Below are 24016 nucleotides of genomic sequence, written 5' to 3'. Positions count from 1 at the left end.
AAGTATGACTGCCTCCCTATCTATTACGGACATTCAAAAAGGCTTTCATTCTTGATTTTGACCGGCAGAGAGCGGCCATTAACAGCCCTTCGGGCATATAAATTTTCCTTAAATTTGACCAATATTGCGGGGGGGGGGGTAACATAAAGACCAGTATTTTGATACTATTTTCTATAACGACTAAATCATTGCGCCTTTGCATAAGCTCACAATGCCTTCTAATCTTGAAAATAAAGTTAATCAACTTGAGCTAGAAAAGCAGGACTTGTCCAGCCTGAATGAGGCAATGAAGAGTCTTATCATTACCAACTCTACGCTCCACCAAAAAGCATTACAGCAAAAAAGCATTGAGTTTCAAAAGGTGCTCGATATTATTCCCAGCATGGTGGGGTACTGGGATAAGGATTTGCTAAATCGATTTGCTAACAAAGCCTATACCTCATGGTTTGGTATTACCCCAGAGCAGATGTTCGGCAAACACATTCAATTCTTGCTTGGGGATGACTTATATCATTCAAACTTGCCTCATATCGAGGCAGTCCTTCGTGGGGAGGCTCAAACCTTTGGCCGCACTATTCCGGTTCCGGATAGCGATGAAGTGCGCTACTCCGTTGCAGAATATATCCCCGATATTCAAGATGGACAATTGCAGGGGTTTTATGTACAAGTTGCCGACATCACAATGCTTAAAAGAGCAGAAGATGCCATCAAGGAGCGAATTGAAGAGGCACATCAAACTGAAGACCAGATGCTCGCGAGCTTAAATGCACTCTCGTTAGTTCGTGATAATGAAACAGGTAATCACGTCATCAGAACCCAGCATTATGTAAAGGCCATCGCTACTCGGTTATTCGCAATGGGGAAATACCCAGATCAAATCAATGAACAAAAGATAGATCTACTCTTTAGGGCTGCGCCATTGCACGATATTGGTAAGGTAGGAATTCCAGATTCGATTTTACAAAATCCTAGCAAGCTCGATGATGATGAGTGGGCTACCATGAAAACGCACACCACCATTGGTGAATCAGTATTATCCGCAGCTAATCTGCAATATCAAAACAAGAAAACAATTATCGGTACTGCCATTAAAATTGCCGGTGGATATCACGAGCATTGGGATGGTTCGGGCTATCCGCGAGGCTTAGTTGGAGAGGCAATTCCGGTGGCTGCCAGAATTATGGCTATCGCAGATGTGTACGATGCACTGGTGAGTAAGAGGGTCTATAAACAGCAATGGACTCACGAGCAGGCAGCGTCAGAGATCATTTCTATGCGTGGTACTAAGTTTGACCCTGTGATTGTTGACGCCTTTATCGCAGAGCAGAATAATATTTTGGAAATTGCTCAGCAGTATCGTGATGCTTAGGCTATGCCGATAGTCCGCTATGGGTCGGACTCTGACTGTTAGCCTCACCCGATGCGACGGTCTGCTTAACAACGAATAGCTGCCTGATCAGCGCAACCAAAACAAAGCAGGCTGGCTACCGATGGTGATGAGTAACCCTTTTAGCTGCAATACGTAGTTAGCATGAAGTCCAAAGAGATCTCTTTGCAGCGGTGCGCCAAAGATTAATAATTCAGCACCTTGTAACTACTCATTAGATCTGATGCATCTGCACCAAGATCATTCCGGAATTTATCCGTTGGCCTTATTTGGTTGACACTTTGTAGGCAAAAAGTGGTCAAAAATCGATAAAAAAAGAAAAGGCTCTCAAGAGTGAACCTGAGAGCCTTATAGATACTGGTGGGTCGGGCGAGATTCGAACTCGCGACCAACGGATTAAAAGAAGTTGTGGCTCTTCAAAAGCTCATATAAATCAACGGTTTGTAGGTTCAAAAAGTCACTGTGCGATTGAGTGTGCGATTGGAAAAGTAATTTAGGTGACCGAATCATCATTATTTTTGGTCTGTATCTGTATCCAAGACCCCCTTTTAGGGCTTACATGCCGCTCAATTACAAAAGCCTTTGATTCATTGATAGGATTGATTGCTAATTTATTAACAGTTGGTGCGGTTACCCATTCATTTACAGTATTAACAAGCGCCTTATGTTTCGATGGGTCGGTTGGAATTGGGGGAGACTCAATTAATAAGTTCGGTGAGTGAGTTGAAAATATTTCTCGAATGATGCCGTTTGATGACTTTGGCAACGATCTTGCAAAGCTATAGATCCCAGTATTTTTAATTTCATCCGATAAGCTCTTGTAGTAAGAGTCCAGAGTATTCAAATCTGATTTTAGAGTTTGACCCCATATAAATGTTTGATCTTTTCTTAATAGAAATGGTGCACATCGCTGATGCAACTTATCTGAGGAAACAAATATATGGCAAAAAGGGGCATAAAAGAAGTATGCAATATCAACTTGATTCGTTGCTCTGTCTGCTGAGATATGTCCCGCACTTACGGCTAATGAGAAAAATATGACTACCTTGAGAATATGGGCGGCATAAGGCGAAAATTGACATAGATTTGGTTTTTTTGATTTCTTCCAGCGAGATTTAATTTGAAGTTTTAGCCCATCTGGTACGCCAAGAATTTCAAGAGCAGAATCAAATCTCGCTGACGTTTTTGTGAATTCAAGAATCAACTTATTGCTCAGGTTATCTACTTTTTCTAAGGATCTGGTATCTGTATTTTTAAGTGATCCGAATAAACCCTGTTTAATTTCATTTAAATTTATTCCAGCAATTTGAGCCCGCCATTCCCTCGCATGCAATCGCTCAAGATTTGAATATTGTTTTTTATTCCAGCGACGAAATGCTTTTGATTAATCCGCTTCTTTAAGGACAGTCCCGACCTCACCATGTTTGATTACGTGAATTGCATTTGCAACAGGAATATGGGGTCTAAGAGATACAGAGTGCCCCAATAGGTCATTTAAACAAAGGGTTTGGTGGAAGTGGCATGGAGTGCCAGCCATCTGAGGGGTTTTGATCGCAAGAGAGGAAAGATGATCTTCAGGAGATAAGCCGTTTCTTGGCTTGCTTTCCAGGTCTGCTAGGCATTCAATATAAAAAAGAGGTGTGATTATTGAATAAAAGAAGTGGTCAAACCAAACGGACTCGTCTAGATTGAGGCTTTGTAAGAAAGATTTATCAAAAACTGTTATGGGACCCATGTTTGTAAGGTAGCACGAATATGACCGTTGCCTAAAACCTCACTTTTCCACTCATTTCTTTGGTTTTTTTGAGCGTTACTTAAAGTAACGCTTGCACCCATCGCTTTTTTATCCTCCAACATCTATTGGTCTTTAAGACCATATATTTTTTGCGGTGCATAGGCTCATCTTTTTTTGGTTGACTCTGTTTCCATCTGAAGTAACTATGTAATTTAATTATTAGATAGGAGATGGGTATGAATGCAATTGAGGATGTCAAGGATAGCCTAGCCGTTCAGGGGCTGAAAAAGGTCTTGAAAAAGATTGAAGATGCCTATTCACCTAATACGCTAAGGGCCTACCGGGCTGATTTTCTAGAATTTATTCATTTTTGCGAGAAACGTGAATTATCTTCAATACCAGCCAACTATGAGTCGGTTGCCTTATTCGTTGATGCCAATGTCGATAGAGGGTGCAGCATTAATTTCATTAAACGAAAAATCAGTGCGATTGCATCTATTCATAAATTTTCTCGTTTACCTAATCCAGTGCAAGATATCGATGTTCAGTTGGCCTTACGGCGTATGGCTAGAAAAAATGGACGAATTAACAAGCAAGCTTATGGCCTTAATAAGAAATTATTTGATGACCTCATGCAGGCAGCTGGAAATGACATATTCGGCATTAGGGATAGAGCACTTTTGCAATTGGGTTATGCCAGCTTATGCAGACGTCATGAATTGGTGCAACTTCTGGCTGAGGATATTAAATCCAATGAGGATGGCTCAGTGCTGCTTCATCAACGTAGTGGTAAGACGGATACTGAGAAACGTGGGCGCTGGATTTATTTGCCACCTGACGTCTGGGATTATGTAAGGACATGGTTAGAGGCTGCCAATATTAAAGAGGGCCCGATCTTAAGAGGTATTACTAGGGGTGGGAAAGTGATGTCTGAAGCTTATGGCCCAGGCGCAATCAACCGGACTTATAAGCGATTAGCAAGAAGAGCGGGATTTGATGAAACATTGGTAGCTGAGCTCAGTAGTCACTCAACCAGAGTGGGGGCGGCGCAAGAGCTATTAAGATCAGGCGCATCTCTGTTACAGGTGATGCAGCGAGGAGGATGGGGATTGCCTCAAAGTGTGCTGAAATATGTAAAAAATGCCGATATGATTTATGAATACCCCACCTGGCGAAAAAAGCATTTCGAATCTACGGGCCAATCCTCTGCAATTGAGAGGTAAATCACGTTATGAGCGGGGTGTTTTGAGTCTCGCATTCCTTAAGTTCAGGTTAACCATGGGTAGCGTTCTTTTTTTGAACAAAAACCATCTAAATGTTATAATCAAATTAGTGATTTTTGAGAATATCGATAGTCAAGACTAAGTCTTAATGGCATTAGCGTTCTTACATTTATTAAATGATTGGCTATTGCGGCACACATGACATCAGATGAAATTCAATTTTAAGTTTTGCATGCAATTGAGCAAAACCCAAAGCTGAGACAACGGAAGCTGGCGAAAGCGCTTGGGGTAAGTCTAGGTAAAGCGCATTATTGTATTAATGCGCTCATTGATTAGGGCTTGGTCAAGATGGGTAACTTTAACCATAATCAAAAGAAACTAGACTATGCCTACTTGTTAACCCCGAAGGGTATCAAAAGTAAAGCTTTGCTCACTGCCCACTTTCTACGGCGTAAGATGGCTGAGTATGAAGAGTTGCGTAAAGAGCTTGGTTTGCCCCCCATTACCTGGAATGAAAAGTCTAATCACTTTTTTAAAATCTATCTTGAAGGGTTCATTCAATAATAAGTGCTGATACTAGCTAATAATGGTTCGAGGAAGATTTAGACGCGCTTATAGCTCGCCTATGCTTCACTTCGGGCAGGAAATTTTTAATTTTTTGCACTAGGGATTTATGACTAAATTCAAATTACCGCTACAAAAGAATAACTTTAGTAGGTCATCGTGAGGGTGGGTAATTATCTCTGCTCAAATGAGTCCCCTATGATGCTTTTTGGAGGGGTAAATGTTTTAGAATCAAGAGATATGGCTTTTAGCGTGTGCGAAGAGTTTGTTAGGGTTACCAATAAATTAAATATCCCATTTATTTTTAAGGCGAGCTTTGATAAGGCAAATCGATCCTCAATTCATTCTTATCGCGGGCCGGGCCTAGATATAGGCCTCAGGATGCTTGAGGATATTAGGCTGGGATTTGGGGTTCCAGTACTGACGGATGTTCACGAACCATGGCAAGCTCGACCAGTCTCCGAGGTTGCGGACGTGCTGCAGCTTCCTGCATTTTTAGCGAGACAAACTGATCTTGTTGTCGCTCTTGCAAAAACAGGAAAGCCTATAAACATTAAGAAACCACAATTTTTAAGTCCCCAGCAGATTAAAAATATTATTGACAAGTTCATTGAGGTTGGCAACTCAAATTTAATACTTTGTGATCGCGGAACTAGCTTTGGTTATGACAATTTAGTAGTTGACATGTTGGGGTTTGGTGTAATGAGGGAGGTATCTGGCAATTTGCCAATTATTTTTGATGTTACACATTCGCTGCAACAGAGGGATCCTATGGGAATTTCATCTGGTGGCCGTAGATCTCAAATTGGAGATTTAGCTCGAGCTGGCATGTCTGTGGGTTTAGCGGGTATTTTTTTAGAGGCCCACCCAAATCCATCTAAAGCGCTATGTGATGGACCGAGTGCTCTGCCGTTAAACAAGATCGAGCCTCTTTTGATGCAAATTAAGGCGATTGATGATTTAGTCAAGTCATTTGATGTCTTGGACATAAGGTGAGTAAATGAATATGGATCATTATCTGCTTTATTTCATACTATATAGTTGTAATAAACATTTTATTTGTGCCAAAAAGTAGTTTACGAAGTCCTGAGCGGGGCATATTCCAGTTGGGCATATAAATTTCAAGGAGTTATTAATGAACAAAGACGTAATAAAGGTTTTTATCGGTTACGATCCAGTTGAATCTATAGCTTGGCACGCTATGACTTCTTCAATATATGAAAAAAGCACTCGCCCAGTAGCTATTATTCCTGTCAATATCAGAAATTTAAAGGGTATTTTTACGCGGGATAGGGATCCAAAGCAGTCTAATGAGTTTTCAATTACCAGATTCTTGGTTCCATATTTATGTGGTTATGAAGGATTCGCAATCTTTTTTGATTGCGATATGCTCTTAAGAGTTGATATAGCTGAGATATTTGACGTTCTTGATCAGCAACCTAAAAAAGCTCTGTATGTTGTAAAGCATACTTATGAGCCGCGTAACGACATCAAATATCTAAATACTGTTCAGTATAAGTACCCAAGAAAAAATTGGTCATCCGTTGTTTTATGGGATTGTGGACATAAAAAAAATCATATTTTGACGAGTGATTTTGTGAATCATGCATCGCCAATGGATCTTCATCGCTTTACTTGGCTGGATGATGATGAAATTGGTGAGCTTGATGTGCGGTGGAATTGGCTTGTAGGTGAATATGACTCGCCCCCAAATGATGTTAAGAATATTCACTGGACAGTGGGTGGCCCATACTTTGATGAATATAAAAATTCAGATTTTTCAGATGAATGGTTTTCTCAGAAAGATCGTTTCAATTTTTGTCAACAGCGACCTAAAAGTTGATGGTAAGTTATGAATTCATTTAATGCTGTTCAAGTGGCAAGAGAGGTGCTTAATATAGAAATCGATGCTCTAAAGCATTCTTGTGATTCAATCGGTGAGGAATTTATACGTGCTGTAAATATACTCAGCCAGGCATCAAGATCGGGGCGAATTATTGTTATGGGCATGGGTAAGTCTGGGCACGTTGGAAAAAAAATGGCAGCTACCCTTGCCAGTACTGGTTCCCCCGCTTTTTTTGTGCATCCTGCCGAGGCTGGCCATGGCGATCTTGGTATGATCACAAAATTTGATGTTGTAATAGCAATATCACAATCGGGTAAAAGCGAAGAATTACTAAGGGTGATTCCATACTTTAAGCGAAATCAAATAAAATTGATTGCGATGACCGCTGATTTGCTCTCTCCGCTGGCCAATTTCGCTGATGAAGTTATTTGTACCGATGTTCCTAAAGAGGCCTGCCCCCTTGGCTTGGCACCAACTGCAAGCACAACTCTTGTCTTGGCTCTTGGCGACGCTTTAGCTATATGCCTGCTCAAGAAGTCAAACTTCAAGGAGAGTGATTTTGCTGAAACTCATCCACACGGCGCCTTAGGTCGACGATTGTTGCTTGGCGTCCGTGATGTTATGTCGGAAATAAACGATGATCTCTTTGTATTGCCAAGCACTGTGATAAAAGCTGCATTGATTAAAATGTCTCGAGGCGAGATGGGCTTTATCATTGTTGTTGATTCGGATCATAGGCCGATCGGCGTTTTCACGGATGGGGATTTGCGAAGATGTCTTGATAGGGATATTGATATTAAGACTACCCAAATATCTGATGTGATGAGTTGCACTTTTGTTTCCATAAATCATAATCAGCTTGCTGTTGCTGCAGTTTCGCTAATGGAGCTCTCCAAGGTATCCGCATTACCAGTATTGGATCAACAAGGTCAATTGATGGGGGTAATAAGTATGCGTCAATTATTACAGGCTGGTGTGGTTTGAAGAGGCAGGCTTTATTGGCTTTTATTGTTGCATTACAGTTGGCTGCTACTTTTAGTACTCAAATTATTGTTGTTCGCTTTATTGGTATTGGGGTTCAAACCGATGCTTTCTCTGCTGCTTTGACAATTCCAGCAGTTCTTTCTGCAATATTAATTGCCGCGCTTCAAAGCGTTTGGCTTCCAAGATTTTCAGCGGAGTCCAGTAATAAAGAGTTGTGGCGTGATAACCTTAAGGTTGCCTTGGGGCAGTCGATGCTTTTATCTGGTGGAATTTTTATACTTGCAGTTGGAACAATGCAATGGTGGCTACATTATATTTTTCCAGATTTTTCAATTGCTCAACTAAGTTCTGCGATAACTCTATCAAGCATTCTTTCTATTGCCTCAATTTTTAATGTTTTATCATCAATTCTAGTGATAGCATTTCGCAGTCAATCTCGTTTCTATAAGATTGAAATTATTGCCCTTTTAGGCACAATTTTTTCATTGATAGCCCTCTTTTATGTTATTCCGATATGGGGGTTGGTTGGTGTAGCACTCATTACTTTAGGTCGATCTCTAATCATTTTTATTATTCAAATGGCGTTTCTGGGGTGGCCCTCTATATCTGTCGGAAGAGGGTATAAAAGTTGTAAAACCTGGAGGTTAATGGGTCCAGTATTTGCAGGTGCAATTATTTATAAAACGTCGCCTTTGGTCGATAGATTCTGGGCTTCACAAAGTTCAATTGGCGGGCTGACATTGTTTAATTTGGCTCAAATGGCCGTAGGCGCACTAGCTATAATGCTTGAACGCTCAATCTGCGTGCCAATAATATCTCGCTTTGGTTACTATGTTGCTAATAGGGATTATAAGGAGCTGAAATCAAGTTATCGATTTGGTGTATTTCAGATAACTTTAATTTCAATATTATTTGTATTTGCAATGATTTTATTAAAAGACCCATTTATAGAAATTATCAAATTTATTCTGAATGTTAATATAGACGATGCCAGCAACATATGGTGGCTCTGTTTGTTATATGTCGGATATTTACATGTTTCTGCCTCTGGAGGGTTGCCTGTAGCAGTCCTTTATTCACTTAATGATACTAAAACCCCGTTTATAATTGGTATGATCGGATTTATTGCTAGTCTGTTTATAAAGGCATTCAGTTTTATACTGTTCTCTTTGCCGGGTTTAGTTTTAGCAACATCCATTTATTATATTTTGAATATGGCGTTTATGTGCTGGATTTGCGAAAGGGGTATTAATGCAAGAAATTCCCAATGAAGTAATGCTCGAGGATGTCGAATGTCCAAATGGGTGTAATTCCGAAGATGTGTTTGTTTTAAGTGGTCAAGACATGCTTCATGGTCTTCCAGGGCTGTATTCAATATATCGTTGCAGTCAATGCGGCCTTGAAAGAACAACCCCAAGACCTACGGCGTCAACCATTGGATATTATTACCCAGATAATTACGCCCCCTACCAAAATAGTGCAACATCATTTTCTAATAAAAGAAGTCGATTCAAGCGTGGCGTTATATCTTTTCTTGGGCTTAATTCACGTAAACTCCCATCAATTCCTCTTGGAAGAATGCTTGAAATAGGGTGTGCTTCTGGGGCATATATGGAGCATGCTCGTCAGCTTGGATGGGTCGTAGATGGAGTAGAGTTTTCAAAATCTGCGGCTGAGGTTGCCAGAGCTAAGGGATTTAACGTTCAAAATTGTGCAGTTGAGGAGATGGATCCACCATTAGCTCCTTACGAAATCATCGTTGCTTGGATGGTGCTAGAGCATTTGCATAGGCCGGTTGAGGTACTTCAAAAACTTCGCTCTATGATTGCTCCATCCGGATACCTTGTAATTTTAGTTCCAGATATGCACTCCCTTAGTCGAAAAATATTCAAAGGACGTAGCTACGATAATCATCTGCCAGCACACTTATTCCACTTCAGTAAAAAATCACTTGTGCATACCTTAGAAAAAGCCGGTTGGAGCATAACAAAAATTTTTTGGCAGAGAAATGCTAATACCTTGTTATGGAGTTTTCAATATTGGGCTGAAGACAATAAAAACAAATTTCTTATTAATATTGCCAAGTGGATGAGAGTTTCCAATGAGGCAAAATTTTTAAGGTTAGCCTTAGCCGTCACCCTTGGGTTTACACGTCAAAGTGGTCGAATAGAAGTCTGGGCGCAACAGTCAATAAATAATTGAGTAATGGTAGATATTTTTTTTTTGGCCTCATACAACTAACTTAAATGTTGCTAGCTTTAGACTGCGTTGTTATAGGATTTCACGATTATTTAATGATAAAGGTATATCGAGTATCTACGGTACTAAACTAGCTGCCAATAGCCCGATTATCATTCTTTCTAAGCGCTATGATTCCTCGTCCTTGGCTGTTGCAATGAGGTCTAAGGCTAAATACGGATCCAAAATTATTTTGGATATATGTGACAACCATTTCATCTTTGATGAGACCAATTTAGAGGCCGTCAAAAAGTCGTTTCAATTAAAGGCTGCGATAGCTCAAGTTGATCATTTGATTGTCTCTTCTAATTATTTAAGAGATCGGGTGACTGAAGAGTGTGGTGCAAATATTGAAATAACTATAATAGGTGATCTTGTAGAAGAGCCTAATATAGGATATTGGTATAGTTCATTTCTAAATCCTATCGCCAGCCTTCAATATTTTAAACTCAAATACTGGTTGCAAAATCATACCCCTAGTAAAAAAACGAGATTAGTATGGTTTGGAAATCACGGTGGAAATTATAGTGAGGCGGGAATGGTTGATTTGCTGAAAATTAAAGATTTACTCCATGATCTGCATAAAAAATTTCCACTATCACTAACGGTTGTTAGTAACTCACGTAAAAAATACGATCAGCTAGTATCCAATTGGTATATTCCCACTTTTTATACACCATGGAATCGCAATAATTTTTCGCGCATTATTAAATTGCATAGCACTACTGTAATTCCAATAACCCCGAACAAATTTACATTATCAAAAACTGAAAATCGAGTTACTACAGCTTTAGCTCATGGTCTTCAAGTGGTTGCTGATGAAATCCCTAGCTATACTAAATTCAGTCAATATACATATCTCAATCAATGGCAGGATGGTTTAGTGAATTGCTTTGGCGAAAGAGGGCGCAGTCTCCGTGAGTTTGACTTCTCCCACCATAATCAAGCGATTGCATTTAAATGGTTTGATCTGTTCGATAGTCTATAAAAATAATCTCCCTACAATTCTTAGAGCTATTCATTTAGTGTTAGTTTTTTAATAATCCCAGGCGAAAAACATAAAATTTTGAATAAAAATTCCTACAATAGTTGGATTGCAAGAGCTTTTAGGCGCAACAAACGCATGCCAGGATTTATTGTCCGCTTATATGTTTATAAATTTTTTAAATCTTTTTTTTGTCATTTTTTTTCTTAGTAAAATTAGGGAATATACAAATAATAACTTTTCAGATAAAACCCATATAGTTTACAATGCAAATAAAAAAAACATAAGATACTTCAAAATTAATAATTTGAAGAATGCAGTTTTCTTAGTAAAACATTCTGATCGTAAAGATTTCCTAAAATATGGCTTTTCTGTTGTCTCTATAGAGCCTATATATTTTTTCTTAAATTTATTGGGGCCGCTAGGTATTTTAGTATTTAAGAAATTTTTATTTTGTAAAGATATTATTCTAAATAGTGATTATGGTTTAGATGAGTTTTTATTATTGAATTTTTGCTCTAAACATTATTCAAAATCAATTTGCATTCAGCACGGCTTATTTCCAAGTCATAATAATAATGATTTAGATGGGCAATTCTGTGATACAGTTATCGTTAAATCTATTGATCAAGTGAAAATTCTTAGATCTACAGGCTACAATAAAGAAATTATTATTTCAGACGAATTATTTGAATTATTTCCATCAGGTAATGTATCCGCATGGAGAAGCAAGGGTTCTCCTATAATTTTTGTGGGTAGTGGATATTTTGCTAATAAGACTCTAAGAAGTGAATATATGGCTTTTCTAAGAGATTTTTGCGAAATTTTTTCTTATGCTAATTTGATATATAGGCCACATCCTAGGGAGGTTAATCACTTGCCATCTGAAATATTTTCACTTTTTGATGTTAACAATTCAGAACAATCTTCATTGGTTGAATCTGGGAATTTTGTTTTTGTTGGTATTAAGTCTACCCTTTTAATGGAGGCTCATTACTCGGGACGAAAATCTTTTTTAATTGAAAACATAAAATTTCCAACTTACTTTGATAAAAATATAATACCTACATTTTCATCATTAATTGATTTAAATAATGAAATATCAAAAATTATTTATGAATAAATTTGATTATTTAATACAATTTATTTTAGATAAAAAAAAATCAATAAAATATTCTATATATAAGAATGAATTAAATTTTAATGAAAATTTTTCTGAAAATTTAATAATTATTAATGACTTTTCTGGATATGGTAATTGTAGAAAGAAAAATTACAGAGGACATGAATATTTTTGCACAAGAAATAAAATAATTGAAATCATTAAAAATGTTTCTTGTGATGTAATTTTAGTAATTTCTTCAGATATTAATAATAAAGATAATATTATTAATATTTTAGAATTATTTGAACAGTATTGTAAAGTAATTCTTATAACCAATAATGTTGGTCAAGATATTGGAAGTTATGCTGCTGGAATTAAGTTTTGTAAAGATAAAAAAATCACATATAAATCTATTTGTCTTTTAAATACTTCACAATATTTAAGTTCGACTGAATTGCTAGGATTTATTAACTACCCAGTTGATAAAAATGAGATGCTTGGTATTTCTTATGGGATTGGACCTAAGTTTAATTTGATAAAGCATGTACATTTGCAAACTTACGCCCTCAAAGGGGATTTTTTTCAGATCTCAAATATTTTTCAAATTATTTGCCCAGATTTAAAATTTTATAATAGCAAATACAGAATTATTCTATATGGTGAGGTTGCAATTTCTAAGATCGCACTATTAATGAATATAAAATTATTTATATTATTTTTAAATTCAAAAATTTCAATTGAAAATAAAATTTCTCTATCCCACTACGATCATAGAGATAAATTTTTTATAGATAATCATCTAAATATAAAAAATTGATTTCAATATTTCTATTCATACATTGTATATTTATTCATTAATTTTATTAAAAATATGAAATCAAGCTACTTATTGTTTCTATTAAATAATAAAATAATTAATTCTAATGAAATACTTAAGTTTTCATTAATTTTATTTATTGTGTATCTATATTCATCTTACTTTATACATACACCAGATTATGATAATTATATTAAAGACTGGTTTGATTCTGATGCTTATTTTCTTTGGTTTGCTGATCCGATAGCAAGAATTTATTATTCATTTTTTGGTATCAATTCATATGAAGTTACTACAGCTATTGCTCTCCCCATTTTACTTTTTATATTAATCTCTATTGGAATTAATCTAAGATTTGCATTGTTAATTCTTATTATGCATCCCATAGTCTATTCCTCCCTTATAAATCCACGTTATTTTTTTGCTATTACATTTGTTTCAATATCAATTTTATTTCTTATTAAAAAGAGATATATGTTATCAATGCTATTTTTTATTTTTGCTATTAGTATTCATCTAGCCGCAGGCATTTTTTTAATCCTTCTTTATTTGATTTATATTTTTATTAATAAAAAAATTAAATTTTATTTTTATGTAAAATTATTTATTCTGACAATATTAATAATCATTTTTTCAGAGTTTTATTCTGATATTTTAGCTTTGTTTGATTACAGAACTAAATTTGCTTTCATAACAGATTCCGGGGAAAGTAAGCCTTTATTACATTTCTATTATTTTGTAATTCTTTTTTTATTTTTACATAAGTTTAGATATAAAATTGATAAAGATTGTAAATCTATTCTTTATGGAATAATTACTTTTGCATTTGTTTGTTTATTAATTTCTTTTTTCATGTATAACCTTTTATTATCTAGAGTTTTACATGGACTTTCAATTCTGTCTATTTTCTTCTTTTTTAGGGGTTTTTTATCATATGGCATTCCACCTTTGATCTTTATTTCATTATTATTCCCGATTTCAATTTATATGACTTTATCCGGTTTTTATTTTGAAAATTCTAATTTATATCTGATTTTATTAATTTTTTTATTTTTTGCGTATTTGCCATATAAATTTTCTTTTTCTTTAAAATCTTCATAATTTTTTTTAGTTACGTACATAACTTCTCCTCTATTTTTAAATATTAATGGCTAATCCACTCATTACTTTTTCTATTGTTAGTCATGGTCAATCCATTCTAATATCTAATTTGCTTTCAGACCTTTCAAAATTAAAAAAAATTTATTTTGAAGTTATTATTACGGTTAATATTCCTGAAGATTTATCACTTTACGAGGGTTATTCATTTCCAATTTTTATCATTAATAATTTTTCTCCCAAGGGGTTTGGAGATAATAATAATACTGCTTTTTCATACTCAAATACCCCTTGGTTTATTATTATTAATCCTGATATACGAATTCAAACCATTAATATTTTTTCACTATTAACAGTTTTTCAAAATCAAAACATTGCTGCTGTTGCTCCACTTATCCTTTCATCAGATGGTCAAATACAGGATAGTTTTAGACGCTTTCCGACTCTATATATTCTTGTAAAAAGGTTTTTTTTAGGTCTTAGAGGTCTCGATTACAAAGTCATGACAAACCCATTTCCTGTTGATTGGATTGCTGGTATGTTTATTATTTTTAGGAGTAGTTATTATGCTAAAGTTGGAGGGTTCGATCAGAATCGTTTTTATATGTATTTCGAAGATGCGGATATTTGTTATAGATTTTATAAGTTAGGATTTAAGGTATTTGTTGACCCTTCAGAGCATGTTTTTCACGATGCTCAGCGTTCAAGTAGGCGAAATTTAAAGTATTTCCGTTGGCATTTAATTAGCGCCTTTCGTTTTTTAACTGGTAAATAGTTTTTTTACTATATAAATTTCACTCACATATTTATATTTTCTTTCACTCTTTTGCTTTATCGACTAGATTTATACGGGGGAAATGGCCCCTCTCTAGTCAATTACAGTCGTTCAAAACGGAGTATTTGGAGGGTCCTGACCGTCTCAGTCCGACCCAAAGCGGACATTTACTATCCACAGAAAATCATCAAAATTTAAGACTATCAACAGGCTGACCAAAATACCAGCCCTGAAAATAATCGCAGCCTTTTGAGAGGAGCCACTCAAACTGTGCTTGGGTCTCGACCCCTTCAGCAATCACTTTTATCCCAAGCCCTCGAGCCAATATCAGGATATTAGTAGCGATAGCTTCATCATCAGAGCTAACGCCTAAGCCCGCAACAAAGGACTTATCAATCTTCAAATATTGAATAGGGAGTTTTTGTAAATAGGTCAGCGAAGAAAACCCAGTGCCAAAATCATCAAGAGCAAATCTCACACCTTGCTTATTAAGAAACAGCATGACTTCAATCGCTGCATCTATATTCCCAATATTAATACTCTCAGTGATTTCAAGATGAATCCGATTCATTGGAATATGAAATTGCTCACAACTAGCAATAAATTTCTTAGCAAAACCCAAGTTCATCAACTGATGGGCGCTAATGTTGATCATGACATCAGGCTGCTGATCATTTTCTGGGGAATTCCAAAGATCTTGATTGCTGAAAATATTTTCAATAATGATATTACCTACTTCAATAATCAAACCATTTTTTTCGGCAAATGGAATAAAGTCATCCGGCATGACTATTCCGAATTCAGGATCGTTCCAACGCGCTAAAGCCTCATAGGCAACTACGTCTTGATTGCGATCGACTACTGGTTGATACACGATCGATATTTGTTTTAATGCGCAGGCATTCTTTAAGCGAGCAAAATAATTACTTTTTTGCTTAAATTGCTCCATTAAACCAAGGTCAAAGAAGCGATGGCTGAGATGTGGATCACTCTTGACTGCATACATGGCTAAATCGGCATACTTCAAAATATCATCAAATTGGCTCTCTTGATCTCCAAATATAACGATGCCAATACTTGCCTTGGCTTGAACATAAACTCCATCACCCAGATCATGATGCTCAATGAACCCCTCTAAAATACGCTCAATCGCTTCTTCCAGTATTTTTTTGGCATCTGCAACAGTAGTGCCAATCTCTTCAAACAAGATTAAATACTCATCCCCACCAATACGGGCAACGATATCTTTAGGACGAATTGCCTTCTGTATTCGGGCGCCAAACTCTTTCAGAAGCACATCTCCAACGTGATGACTATGGTTTGTTGGGTAGGCTCACATAGGCGTCTTTATTGAGGGGCTTAGACCAATCAATGGATAAATGCTTTTGTGCGATGAGTGTGTATATCTCCCCAAGTCCAACCTCGGTCAGATTCATCAGCTCTGATATGGCAATTGGTGCATTGCCCATGAGTTGACAGACGGTGCTGGCAAGATCACCCCGAATATTGCTGGAGACGTATCTAAAAAGTAACTTAATGCTATTAAATCGAGGCAGATCCTCTATTTGGCTGTCAACGCAAAATCGAAAGATCTGAGATTTAGGTAGAAAGTGATTTGCAATCGCAGTGTGGATATCTAGTGCCTGGTCGCTAAACATAAAGCGCAGACTTTTGATTTCAATAACCAGTTCTCTGCCTTGCGTGGTTTTGATCAAAAAATCAGGCGTATAACTCCTTTCCTTGCCAAGACTGTCTTTGTAATCTTCGGTAAAGGGCTGAGAGAGAATGGTCTGCACATCATGACAAAGAGCAAAGGTTGGAATGGCATATCGCTCTAGATAAGACTCCCACTGAGCGGCATATGGCGTGATACCAGCAATAAATGCTCCCCCAGTAGTTCGAAAAGGGGATTTCTTGATGAGGTTGCGAGCGGGTCCAGCTTCTTTTGCCTTGGTGGGTTTAGGTTTGTGTTGCGTCATAGCATCTCCAGTAACTAAGCTGAAACATCAAAACGCGTTAAATCGGCGCATTTCTCCTGTGTCAGCTCAAATTGAGCTTCAAAAAATTGACTTTGTTTTTGAGATTGGAGATACTGTGGTTTCAAGACAGCAGTAGATCCAAGCATACAAAAAAAGTCAGATAGACCTTTAGGTTGATTCTGGCTTTTTACATTTCTAGCTCCTTACCCCTTCTATTTTGTCGAGGGGCTTTTGCGTGAGACTCATTTGCCACTGCACTAAATCGCTAGTGAGTGCATACCAATCTCTCCTTTTGGGGATCTTAAAGATTTTGATTGGAATTTCATTTCTCTCATTAGCCAGCCGAAAGGCGCCATAGGATTTAAATCCTAGTGCTAGGTAGAGGTCTTTGCCACCCACCATCGAGCCATATCTATCCATCAAATCTTTTAATAAATTATTCTCAGTTATTGCCATTTAAAGCCCTTTTAGGTTCGAACTAGTGTGCCCTTGATCTAAAATGAAAAAAAGGCTCAGTAAATAAATATTCAAGTGACCCCATTTCTAATGCCAAAAAAAAGCAGGTGGACAGCCCAAAACCTCTTATGAAAAGGCCCGCATCCAGATTTGGTATGAAGAAATTAAAAGCAGGGGCAATCCAAAAGATGGTCGATTAGATAAACTCTTTGTTTGGCGTACTCCTCGTTTAAAAGGGGATGTGCAGCCTAAAATCTTTGCCAATATTAGAAAATTCCAAAGATACCCAAAAGGTCTGGATACACGCTGGAGAGACATCGATGAGATAGTCTTAGCCGTTGAAAGTGATCCACAATTTCAAGGCACCACAGATCTCTTTAATGCCGATCTTTGGGGTCTGTTAGAAATCAAGTCCATTACTGAAGTGCAAATTTACGAGCGCATTGATCGAGTGCTTATTCAAAATGACCTAGAGCGTCGGCCTCAAAAAGATATACCAGGATATAAGAAGGCAATAATGGTAACTAGGTTTTCATCGAGCTTTGATGAAGCATTTAAATGGTCGATGGAAGGAATTTTCCCGATGACAAGGGGATATTTAGAGCTTCTTCACGGCATGCATATGAAAACTATGCGACTTCCATTCCCATTGGATGCTTTTCCAGTTAAGAGTCCATCCTTAGAAAAATATTTAATTCTCAAGCTTGGAGATTTTGGGAGGGAATGTTATTCAGACTTAATAAAAAAAAATCAACAATATTGAGATTATTGAAGGTCAAAAAGAAAGTGGCAGTTCTGCTAAACGTAAATGGGGAATTACATGGCCCATTTGCAAAGCTGGGCAGGTACCAGTTTTAAAGGGTTTTTCAACGCAATGAGCGCCCCTCTCTAATTAATGCGCTGAAAAGATATTGATTACTATATTAGTTTTATTGCCGCTTAATCGCATCAAGCGTTTTGCCTTCTTTATTCTTCCACTCCAGCCAACCATTGGCTGATCTACCCATTAAAGATAGTGCGGCCATACTGGGAGAGCGAAACAAATGGTCTTTCTCAAAGATGACGGAATTGGCTTCAACACGAGTAACCCCAGCATTCATTAGGCGCTCTCGTAATTTAGACCCAGCAGTATCCTGCATTGAAGGTACGTTTTCTATACGCCCAATTGAGCCTTTTAAAACGACAAAGCCTTCTTCAGTGTAAAGTCCCCGCCCATTTGCGCCAGACCCAGCGCAGTAAAAAACTTCATCCTCATTTTTATTTGAAGCGGCTTTGGATAGGGACTCAAAAATAGGATAGCCCAAGGTTGCTAATAGCACGCGAGATGTTTCATAAATTTCATGGCAATCAGCCTCTAATGGCGCAGGGGTATGGGGACGAGTGCCGGGATTGCCATTTTCTAAACGATATCTGTCGGCTGCCTTAGCTTCTTTAATGGATAGCCACTCCAAAAATAGAGCATGTGTTTGAGTGAGGTTATTAGTTAACGACACAAGGACCAAAGCTTTATTCCAAAAATCTTTTGCTTGATTGTGCTGGGTAATTCTTGTGCCAACGTTACCTGATTGGCCTACATAAAGCTTGAGCACATCCCCATCGTCCGATTCACCACTTAAAAAATAGAGACCCACTTGTCCGGCCTCGGGCATTTTTAGGAAATCAGACACCAAGCTGCGGGGCACTTCAATCACGCGGACTATCCGTGTGGTGATTTCTGCTACGCGAATGCCCCTGGGGTCCCCAGTGGGAAGAAATATTTGAATGGTTTTTGGCGAGGTTTTCATATTTAAGGCCTTTGAGGGGTATAGAACAAAGATAAACCTAATTTTTACTTACATCAGTGGGTTGTGAAAATACAACATATCTAATCATTGACATTTATTTCTTAGATGTACTAAACTGAGTACGTTGCTGAAAAGGAGGTTTTATGCCAATGGTCTCAAATGCAAATTATGACTCTATGTCCCGCCGGAAGATTGAACTTAGTCGCCACGCTAATAAGCGTGCGCAACAACGTGCGATCCCTCAGGAGTGTGTTCCATTGATTCTTGCTTATGGCGAACGCTCTCATGACGGTCAAGGTGGAATCCGCTACTTATTGACTGAAAAGGCAATGGCCAGTCTGGGTCGCGCCATCGGACATAGTCAACGGCTTGATACGCTTGCTGGATGCTATGCAGTTGTGAGCGCCGAAGACAAAGAAACCGTCATTACCCTCGGCCACAGGTATAACTAAGTCTAAGGACTTCAATTAAAAGGCATTAATAGAATGAATTCTAATTATGAAAACCCCGCTGCCATTGCATTGGTAGAGCTCATGGATCTGAGTCGATCAAACCGCAATATAGAAGATGCGTGGCTATATGCCTTAACTTGGTTAGCCGCCTGTCGTCTAACGCCCGCAAATAATATTGGTGGGGCTTCTGGCATTAATGGCTTACTTTCCCGAGAGACATGGGACCGTACTACATATAGCGCTATCCCAGTGGAGGCCAAAAATCTAATTTGGGGTTCTAAATCAGATTCCACTAGTGAATCGACTGAGCGCACACAAGCCTTAAGCATTGTTACAAAGTTGATTGAGAAAACTAATGGCCAGTCTTGGGATGTTATTGATGTGCCCTGGAGCATCACTGGTTCTTCGCGCATAAACTTTTTGGGAGGGCTGACCCCCGAACTTTGCGACTTACTTTTTACTGGAATCGATGCGAAGACTGGTGACAAAATTTGGATTCCGTTTGACCAGAGCGGGCAACTTGTAATAAGAGCAGTTAGAAAAGGTCTCAAGGTGGTAGCCGATGGACCAGGCCGTCAATCGCAACTCCATCTAAAGCTACTTTTAGCTATTGAGAGTGCGGACCACACAAATGGAGGGTCAGTTGATTTCGAAGTGGGGACAGAAACTAACAGCCGAGAATTAAATGCGGAGTTCTTAATCGCCACCCCCCCATTCGGCATGAGAATTCAGACTGGGGCTGGCTGGCATCAATGGGAGGGAGCCAATCTAGATCAAATTGGCGGTGATGGCATTTATCAAAGACACGGACCATTCATTAAAGTGCAGCTGGACCGAAGCGATAGCTGGGCTGTGGCGGCATTTTGGCCGAGGATTTCAAGGCGAGCGGTTTTTCTAGTGTCTCCCAATGTCCTTTTTGCCAAGGGGCAAGAGCAACGGCTCCGAGAAAACCTGTTACTCAATGAGGGCGGGTTGTCTGCGGTAACGATGTTGCCAACTAGGCAATTGAGTATGACGAGTATGGCGTCAGTCATTCTCCAGTTGGATCGGAATAGCCTTGAGAGACAAGTGCGCTTCACTGATGCCACTGAGATGACGATTGAATCTAAATCAACAATGAAGTTCTCGCGTATTTTGGATTTACCTAGGGTCGTTTCGCTGATGAGCGGCAAACTCGAAGATCCTAAAACTTCCATCACGACTGGGTATGAAGAAATTGCAATGCAGGACTTCAATCTTGTCCCTACCCGCTACCTGCGACAGTCACTTACTGGCCCACGACGTCCTCTTGGGGTGCTGGTCGAAGTCATCCGAGCACCCGTTACATCAAAAGACCCAACGGCATTGACTATCCAAGAGGCGGGGTTTCCTGAGTTAGATAGATGGCGCGCAGTTTCAGGGCCGTTTTCTAAAACTACGTCGATTAACGTAAGAAAATTAGAAGAATCCATGCTGAGGGAGGGTGATATCTTGCTCTCAATAAAAGGCACCCTCGGCAAATCAGCGCTAATTGGACGTGTGCCCACCGTTGATTCATCTTTTCAGCATACCGCCATGAAGCAGTATGGCGAACCAATCTTTACAGAAATTACACTGTCCCCAGTGGTGCCTTCGCAAAGTTGCATTGCCTTACGGGTCGCTGATCCTGGTATTAGCCCATTGCAATTATTCATGTATCTGCGGTCAGATGATTTTAAAAATCAGATTGACTCCCTTAGGGTTGGAGCAAGCGTGGCTCATGTCACACCCAGAACTTTGATGAATGAGATTAGGGTTCCGATTCCGGAGAAATCAGAATTAGATAACTATCGCCAAAAATATGACGAGTTGTGTGATTTGGAAGTATCCATTGAAATTGCAGATCAACGGATGGTCGAAATCCGAAATAGCTTATGTCCAGTTCATGCCAATCTTGGCACTAATCAGTAATTAATTTAATCAAAATAATCATATGAGTATCCTTCAATACGAATCCAAAATTTGGGCAACGGCTGATCTACTTCGCGGATCAGGCATTAAAGAGTCTGAATGGCCATCATTTATGATGCCGTTTTTTGCGCTGACCATGATTGAGAGTCGGCTGGCACGAATGTTTGATGAACTCAAAGCTGAAATTGGCGATGCTGCATTTGCCAAGATTCAGAAAGATGACTTGTACAACTTGATCAAAGATAAGGGCCAGGGCTACAACATCTTTATCTTTGAAAAAAATCAATCGCTCATTGATATTTGTAAAAATGATAAGTCGTTTGAGATTGATTTCGACGCATATTTAAAAGGTTTTGATGGTGAAACCAAGGATCTATTAGGCGTTGATGCAGGTGAGGGCGAGAAATTTCTAGATATTAAAGGGGTCATAACCAAACTAAAAGCTAAAAAAGTTTTACTTGGTTACACAAAGCTCTGGGCCGAAATCGACCTTAAGCCCTTCAATAACTCCGAGATCACCACGCTGGAAGAGCATATTAAGCGAAAGTGGGCAGACATTTCTGCAGAAACCGCCGGAGAGCAATATACCCCGGACGATGTGATCGCACTGATTGCCGAAATCATCGCCTCCAAAATCGAAGAGTCAGACACGCTCCTCAAAATTTACGACTGCACCTGTGGCGGCGGCAATATGTTGTTTGGGGTCGAAGACCGCATCAACCAGAAGTTCAAACGCCTTACTCAAACTTACGGCCAAGACTGGAACGACGCTCTTTATGCCTTAGCCAAGATTGAAAGTCGCTTTCGTCCAGATGCAAAAATTGAACATGGAAATACCCTAGTAGAAGACAAGTTCGACAATGAGGAGTTTGACGTAGTCATTGCCAATCCACCATATGGCGTTAGCTGGAAGGGTTATGAAAAAGACATCGTCAATGATAAGACTGAGCGTTTCAAGTTTCTCCCATCTATCTCTGATGGGCAGCTGCTCTTTATGCAGCATCTCATCTCTAAGCTCGATAACGTCGGTATGGGCGTTGTTGTTCATAACGGCTCCTCTTTATTCAGTGGGGATGCCGGTACAGCCGAAAGTAATATCCGAAAATGGATGCTTGATAGCGATATCGTTGAAGCTGTCATTCAGCTGCCAACTGATGAGTTCTTTAATACCGGCATCTACACCTATTTGTGGATATTGAATAAAAATAAGCAAGCGCATCACAAAGACAAAGTGATGTTGATCAATGCTAGCGAAAAATTTAAGCCTCTGAAGAAAAGTAAAGGCTCAAAACGAAAAGAAGTGGACGAAGCCAGCCGTCTTGAAATCGTAGCCACGCTCACGGCCTACCAAGACAATGATTACGCTCGAGTTTTTGAAAAAGAGTTTTTCTACTTCAATAAACAAGCCATCATGTTGACAAATATCGATGAGCAAGGCAGAACGTTTGAAGCATGCTTACCAATGAAGGAAGATAAGTCTGGCCAGTTGAAGCGCTTGGATTCTTTAGAGCTAGTACCAACCAAGATTGCACAGGGTGAACTTGAGCAGACCGAATTCGCTATTGCAGACTTTGATCCATCTGAACATACTTCTTTGGAGGGCTATTGTACGGAGATCATTAAACCGAAAATTTCTCAGCTTAACTATAAAGAGCAACCTTTGGTGATCACTACATACGATGCTAGATACTATTACGATGCAGATCAGGAAACCCTTATTAAGGAATTCGAAGGCAAGAAAGAAGCTCTCGGCTGTGGCAAGATAATCGTATCTGCAAAATATAAGAAGGCAACGAAGAAATCAGCTGAAAAAATTGAAATCAGCGTTGAGTTAACTGCTGATTACCAAAAAGACTATGAGATTATCCCTTTCCAAAAAGATGTAATAGCAAACCAGGCTGCTATTGAAGCCTTCATGGAGCGCTACATCAGTAAACCGTTTGTGTATTTGGAGAACGTGGTTGGCGTGGAGCTGAACTTTAATAAGATTTTCTACAGGCCCGAAACTATGAAACCTTCAAGCGAAATAAAATTAGAAATATTTGAATTAAGTAGAGGGTTAGCAGCGCTTGAGGCGGAGTTAAAGCTATGAGAGAGATCAGTCTTGGTCGGCATTCAAAAAATAAGGAAAGTGGTGTGGACTGGATTAAATCCATTCCAAGTCACTGGAAAATAGTAAGGCTCAAAGACGTTGCATATATCAATTTAAAGGCATTGTCCGAAAGAACCAATCCTGAGTACGAATTTGAATATGTTGACATTGGGAGTGTTACATATGGGGCGGATTCAAACACGAAGTGCAACACGGTTTAAAGATTGCATAAAGACTTCACTTGGTGTTTTAAATCCCAAGCGCTTTCTGGGTCGGTTGTTTAATTGATCTTGGATCATTCTAAGCTCCTCATCCGTTACGGTTGATAACTGTCTTTTCTTGGGGATGTATTGCCTTAGCAGTCCATTGAAGTTTTCATTCGATCCCCTTTGCCAGCTAGCAAAAGGATCGGCAAAGTATGTGGTGCTATTTAATGCAGCATCAATTTTGCTGTGTCCTGCAAATTCCTTCCCGTTGTCAAAAGTAATAGTTTTGACCAGTGGGGCTAAGGGACTCAGTTTGTTAATGATGGCGCTACCTACTGAATCAGCAGTTTTATTGATGACT

At 38.6% G+C, this 24016-nt stretch carries 22 protein-coding genes and 1 pseudogene; 17 read left to right on the top strand and 6 right to left on the bottom strand.

What is annotated here, in order from left to right; translation table 11 throughout:
• The first annotated feature begins 286 nt into the window (after window positions 1-286).
• Complete coding sequence (locus CBI30_RS03945; RefSeq protein WP_161492269.1) at window positions 287-1369, top strand: HD domain-containing phosphohydrolase; 1083 nt, start codon at window positions 287-289, stop codon at window positions 1367-1369.
• Window positions 1370-1880: 511 nt separating this feature from the next.
• On the opposite strand, the gene CBI30_RS03940 is transcribed toward CBI30_RS03945, so the two are convergent.
• The gene (locus CBI30_RS03940) at window positions 1881-2720 is read right to left on the bottom strand and encodes a hypothetical protein (RefSeq protein WP_088527028.1); all 840 of its coding nucleotides are present in this window, start codon (window positions 2718-2720) and stop codon (window positions 1881-1883) included.
• A gap of 638 nt (window positions 2721-3358) precedes the next feature.
• On the opposite strand from CBI30_RS03940, the gene CBI30_RS03930 reads away from it, so the two are divergent.
• The 12 genes from CBI30_RS03930 (at window position 3359) to CBI30_RS03875 (ending at window position 14757) form a co-directional block, all read left to right on the top strand.
• A complete protein-coding gene (locus tag CBI30_RS03930) occupies window positions 3359-4345 on the top strand; it encodes a site-specific integrase (protein WP_161492268.1) in 987 nt (328 codons plus the stop codon).
• A 228-nt stretch (window positions 4346-4573) separates the two neighbouring features.
• Window positions 4574-4681, top strand: coding sequence for a winged helix-turn-helix transcriptional regulator (locus CBI30_RS11430; RefSeq protein ID WP_206075563.1), 108 nt, complete (start codon window positions 4574-4576; stop codon window positions 4679-4681).
• Window positions 4682-5065: 384 nt separating this feature from the next.
• The gene (gene kdsA / locus CBI30_RS03920; protein WP_088527025.1) at window positions 5066-5905 is read left to right on the top strand and encodes a 3-deoxy-8-phosphooctulonate synthase; all 840 of its coding nucleotides are present in this window, start codon (window positions 5066-5068) and stop codon (window positions 5903-5905) included.
• 139 nt (window positions 5906-6044) lie between these two features.
• The gene (locus CBI30_RS03915) at window positions 6045-6752 is read left to right on the top strand and encodes a glycosyltransferase (RefSeq protein ID WP_088527024.1); all 708 of its coding nucleotides are present in this window, start codon (window positions 6045-6047) and stop codon (window positions 6750-6752) included.
• A gap of 9 nt (window positions 6753-6761) precedes the next feature.
• A complete protein-coding gene (locus CBI30_RS03910) occupies window positions 6762-7739 on the top strand; it encodes a KpsF/GutQ family sugar-phosphate isomerase (protein ID WP_088527023.1) in 978 nt (325 codons plus the stop codon).
• Window positions 7740-7753: 14 nt separating this feature from the next.
• On the top strand, window positions 7754-9010 hold the full coding sequence (locus CBI30_RS03905) for a lipid II flippase MurJ (RefSeq protein WP_161492267.1): 1257 nt from the start codon (window positions 7754-7756) through the stop codon (window positions 9008-9010).
• The gene (locus CBI30_RS03900; RefSeq protein WP_088527021.1) at window positions 8991-9941 is read left to right on the top strand and encodes a class I SAM-dependent methyltransferase; all 951 of its coding nucleotides are present in this window, start codon (window positions 8991-8993) and stop codon (window positions 9939-9941) included. Before CBI30_RS03905 ends, CBI30_RS03900 begins: the two co-directional genes overlap by 20 nt.
• Window positions 9942-10122: 181 nt before the next feature.
• Window positions 10123-10965: a hypothetical protein gene (locus tag CBI30_RS03895; RefSeq protein WP_143744355.1), complete on the top strand. Its 843-nt coding sequence runs from the start codon at window positions 10123-10125 to the stop codon at window positions 10963-10965.
• Between the two features lie 106 nt (window positions 10966-11071).
• Window positions 11072-12085 carry a hypothetical protein gene (locus CBI30_RS03890; RefSeq protein WP_143744354.1) on the top strand — a complete coding sequence of 338 codons (1014 nt, stop codon included), beginning with the start codon at window positions 11072-11074 and terminating at the stop codon, window positions 12083-12085.
• Complete coding sequence (locus CBI30_RS03885) at window positions 12078-12884, top strand: hypothetical protein (RefSeq protein WP_143744353.1); 807 nt, start codon at window positions 12078-12080, stop codon at window positions 12882-12884. Before CBI30_RS03890 ends, CBI30_RS03885 begins: the two co-directional genes overlap by 8 nt.
• Window positions 12885-12938: 54 nt before the next feature.
• Window positions 12939-13985 carry a hypothetical protein gene (locus CBI30_RS11050; RefSeq protein WP_143744352.1) on the top strand — a complete coding sequence of 349 codons (1047 nt, stop codon included), beginning with the start codon at window positions 12939-12941 and terminating at the stop codon, window positions 13983-13985.
• Between the two features lie 46 nt (window positions 13986-14031).
• Complete coding sequence (locus CBI30_RS03875; RefSeq protein WP_088527016.1) at window positions 14032-14757, top strand: glycosyltransferase family protein; 726 nt, start codon at window positions 14032-14034, stop codon at window positions 14755-14757.
• A gap of 187 nt (window positions 14758-14944) precedes the next feature.
• Here CBI30_RS03875 and CBI30_RS03870 read toward each other — a convergent pair whose 3' ends face one another.
• The 3 genes and pseudogenes from CBI30_RS03870 to CBI30_RS03865 all read right to left on the bottom strand — a co-directional run bounded on the left by CBI30_RS03870 (window position 14945) and on the right by CBI30_RS03865 (window position 16736).
• Window positions 14945-15706: an EAL domain-containing protein gene (locus tag CBI30_RS03870; protein ID WP_276207143.1), complete on the bottom strand. Its 762-nt coding sequence runs from the start codon at window positions 15704-15706 to the stop codon at window positions 14945-14947.
• A gap of 48 nt (window positions 15707-15754) precedes the next feature.
• Window positions 15755-16060, bottom strand: a pseudogene (locus CBI30_RS11355) (GGDEF domain-containing protein); the annotation flags it as partial.
• A gap of 10 nt (window positions 16061-16070) precedes the next feature.
• A complete protein-coding gene (locus CBI30_RS03865; RefSeq protein ID WP_088527014.1) occupies window positions 16071-16736 on the bottom strand; it encodes a TnsA endonuclease N-terminal domain-containing protein in 666 nt (221 codons plus the stop codon).
• Window positions 16737-17433: 697 nt separating this feature from the next.
• On the opposite strand from CBI30_RS03865, the gene CBI30_RS03855 reads away from it, so the two are divergent.
• Complete coding sequence (locus CBI30_RS03855) at window positions 17434-17955, top strand: hypothetical protein (protein WP_088527013.1); 522 nt, start codon at window positions 17434-17436, stop codon at window positions 17953-17955.
• 166 nt (window positions 17956-18121) lie between these two features.
• Here the strand turns inward: CBI30_RS03855 and CBI30_RS03850 are convergent, their stop codons facing one another.
• Window positions 18122-18976 (bottom strand): GIY-YIG nuclease family protein, encoded by an 855-nt coding sequence (locus CBI30_RS03850; protein WP_088527012.1) that lies wholly within the window; start codon window positions 18974-18976, stop codon window positions 18122-18124.
• A gap of 143 nt (window positions 18977-19119) precedes the next feature.
• On the opposite strand from CBI30_RS03850, the gene CBI30_RS03845 reads away from it, so the two are divergent.
• Genes CBI30_RS03845 through CBI30_RS03835 form a run of 3 tightly spaced genes read left to right on the top strand, consistent with a single transcriptional unit; the run spans window position 19120 to window position 23449 of the window.
• A complete protein-coding gene (locus CBI30_RS03845) occupies window positions 19120-19428 on the top strand; it encodes a hypothetical protein (protein WP_088527011.1) in 309 nt (102 codons plus the stop codon).
• Between the two features lie 33 nt (window positions 19429-19461).
• Window positions 19462-21357: an N-6 DNA methylase gene (locus CBI30_RS03840; protein WP_088527010.1), complete on the top strand. Its 1896-nt coding sequence runs from the start codon at window positions 19462-19464 to the stop codon at window positions 21355-21357.
• Between the two features lie 22 nt (window positions 21358-21379).
• Window positions 21380-23449, top strand: a complete 2070-nt coding sequence (locus CBI30_RS03835; protein ID WP_088527009.1) for an HsdM family class I SAM-dependent methyltransferase — start codon at window positions 21380-21382, stop codon at window positions 23447-23449.
• 194 nt (window positions 23450-23643) lie between these two features.
• Here CBI30_RS03835 and CBI30_RS03830 read toward each other — a convergent pair.
• The coding region (locus CBI30_RS03830; protein WP_143744351.1) for an IS30 family transposase at window positions 23644-24016 on the bottom strand (373 nt) is incomplete at its 5' end.

Source organism: Polynucleobacter aenigmaticus, from assembly GCF_002206635.1.
Lineage (GTDB): Bacteria > Pseudomonadota > Gammaproteobacteria > Burkholderiales > Burkholderiaceae > Polynucleobacter > Polynucleobacter aenigmaticus.
This window is presented reverse-complemented; position numbering and strand designations above follow the sequence as displayed.